The following is a 2,465-nucleotide window of genomic DNA, read 5'->3' as shown; positions in this document are numbered from 1 at the left end:
GCAGCGCGTCGCGGCGCCGGTCGTCCAGCGCGACCAGGGCGTCGAGTGCGTCCGCGGGCCATCCGGTCCACCGGGCCCCCCGGGCCCCCGGACGCCCCTCCCGGACGCACGCCGTGCACCCGGTGTGGTCACCTGGGCACGGTGAGCGTCCATGCTCCGGGGCGCAGGGTCCACGTACGGCGGCGGACCGGGCCGGTCAGCGCCGCGTCGGCGCGGTAGCGGAAGTCCGCGCCCGACACCGTCACCGTCTTCGCCCGGGCCGTGACCGTCGATTCGGCGGAGCTTCCGCCGCCCGTCCGGACCACGACCTCCGCCGGACCGCCGTCGTCCCGGGTGCGAACCGAGACGTCCTCCACGGGGCGGTCCACGTCCGCGAGCAGTACCCCGTCGGCCTCGACCCGCAGCCGGTGGCGGCTCGTGGCCGCGCCGCCGGCCGCCGCCACCGGCCTGACCAGCGTCCGGACCAGCGAGCGGTACGCGCTCCACACCGAAGGCCCGGTGGGCCGCGGGACCCCGTGCACGGGCGGAATCCTCAGCGCGCCGAGCACCACCCCGTCGCTGTCGTCCACCAGGAGGTCACAGTTGCGCACCGCCCCGTCGAGGACGGCCCGGGCCGCCGTGACGGCCGAAAGCGGCACGCCGAGGGACCTCGCCAGTCCCAGCGACCCCACCGGGCCCACCGGGACCAGCGCCAGCGGGCCCTCTCCCAGCCCGCGCTCCCGATGCAGCAGCCCCACGGCGCGCACCAGGGCCCGGTCGTCACCGACGATCACCAGCCGCCGATGACCCCGGCGGGCAAGAGCCCGCGCAAATTCCTCCTGCGAATCCGGCAGGCAGATTTTCGCTGCCGCGCCCGCTGACAACACATCCTTCGCGATCCGCACGGACTCGCCGTCAAGACGGCGGGCGACCGGGTCGACGAGCACGAGCAGGCCGCCTACCGGCGCGCCCGCTTGGCTCATGGTGGGCTCTGGAGCCGACACCTCGGTCCTTCCTCGGGTAGCATCTTTGTGCAAGAGGCCCTTGCGCTATTGCGCCAGGGCCTTCGTCTATTCCGGGGCACCGGTCCGACGGCTCAGCCTGCGGTGTACATCGTCGTACGCCCCCTGACCTTGGACATGCCCCATCCGGAAGAGGTGTACGCCTGTGCCCGCTCTTGTGCTGCTCGGAGCTCAGTGGGGTGACGAGGGCAAGGGAAAGGCCACCGACCTGCTCGGTGGATCCGTTGACTATGTGGTGCGCTACCAGGGCGGCAACAATGCCGGCCACACGGTCGTCGTAGGCGACCAGAAGTACGCACTGCACCTTCTCCCTTCCGGCATCCTCTCCCCCGGATGCACCCCGGTCATCGGTAACGGTGTCGTCGTCGACCCGGCCGTCCTGCTCTCCGAGCTGCGCGGCCTGAACGAGCGCGGCATCGACACCTCCAAGCTGCTCCTCAGCGGCAACGCGCACCTCATCACGCCGTACAACGTGACGCTCGACAAGGTCGGCGAGCGTTTCCTCGGCAAGCGCAAGATCGGTACCACCGGTCGCGGCATCGGCCCGACGTACGCGGACAAGATCAACCGCATCGGTATCCGCGTCCAGGACCTCTACGACGAGTCGATCCTCGTCCAGAAGGTCGAAGCGGCGCTGGAGGGCAAGAACCAGCTCCTCGCGAAGCTCTACAACCGCCGCGCGATCGACGCCGCCCAGATCGTCGAGGAGATGCTCCAGTACGCGGAGCAGATCAAGCCGTACGTCGCCGACACCACGCTGATCCTCAACAACGCGCTGGACGAGGACAAGGTCGTGCTGTTCGAGGGCGGACAGGGCACCCTGCTCGACGTCGACCACGGCACCTATCCCTTCGTCACCTCGTCCAACCCGACCGCCGGCGGCGCCTGCACCGGCACCGGCGTGGGCCCGACGAAGATCAGCCGCGTCATCGGCATCCTCAAGGCCTACACCACCCGGGTCGGCGCGGGCCCGTTCCCGACCGAGCTGTTCGACCAGGACGGCGAGGACCTGCGCCGCATCGGCGGCGAGCGCGGCGTGACCACCGGACGTGACCGCCGCTGCGGCTGGTTCGACGCGCCGATCGCACGTTACGCCACCCGCGTGAACGGCCTCACCGACTTCTTCCTCACCAAGCTGGACGTACTGACCGGCTGGGAGCAGATCCCGGTCTGCGTCGCGTACGAGATCGACGGCAAGCGCGTCGAGGAGCTGCCGTACTCGCAGACGGACTTCCACCACGCGAAGCCGATCTACGAATACCTCCCCGGCTGGTCCGAGGACATCACCAAGGCCAAGACCTTCGAGGATCTCCCGGCGAACGCGCAGGCGTACGTCAAGGCCCTGGAGGAGATGTCGGGCGCCCCGATCTCCGCGATCGGCGTCGGCCCCGGCCGTACCGAGACGATCGAGATCAACTCGTTCCTCTAGGAGATCCTCCAGGAGAACCTGTAGGAGACCCGGTC

2 protein-coding genes are annotated in these 2,465 nt (G+C 70.1%); one reads left to right on the top strand and one right to left on the bottom strand.

The annotated features are described in order from the left end of the window. Positions 1–128: 128 nt before the first annotated feature. A complete protein-coding gene (locus tag ACWGIU_RS35510; RefSeq protein WP_453712214.1) occupies positions 129–962 on the bottom strand; it encodes a diacylglycerol kinase in 834 nt (277 codons plus the stop codon). A 184-nt stretch (positions 963–1,146) separates the two neighbouring features. Here ACWGIU_RS35510 and ACWGIU_RS35505 point away from each other — a divergent pair, with 184 nt between their 5' ends. Beyond that, entirely contained in the window at positions 1,147–2,430 is a 1,284-nt protein-coding gene (locus tag ACWGIU_RS35505) for an adenylosuccinate synthase (protein ID WP_453712213.1), read from the top strand. Positions 2,431–2,465 lie beyond the last annotated feature (35 nt).

Source organism: Streptomyces sp. NPDC054840, assembly GCF_053611065.1.
The sequence above is the reverse complement of the archived record's forward strand: the minus strand, read 5'-3'. Positions and strand labels throughout refer to the sequence as shown.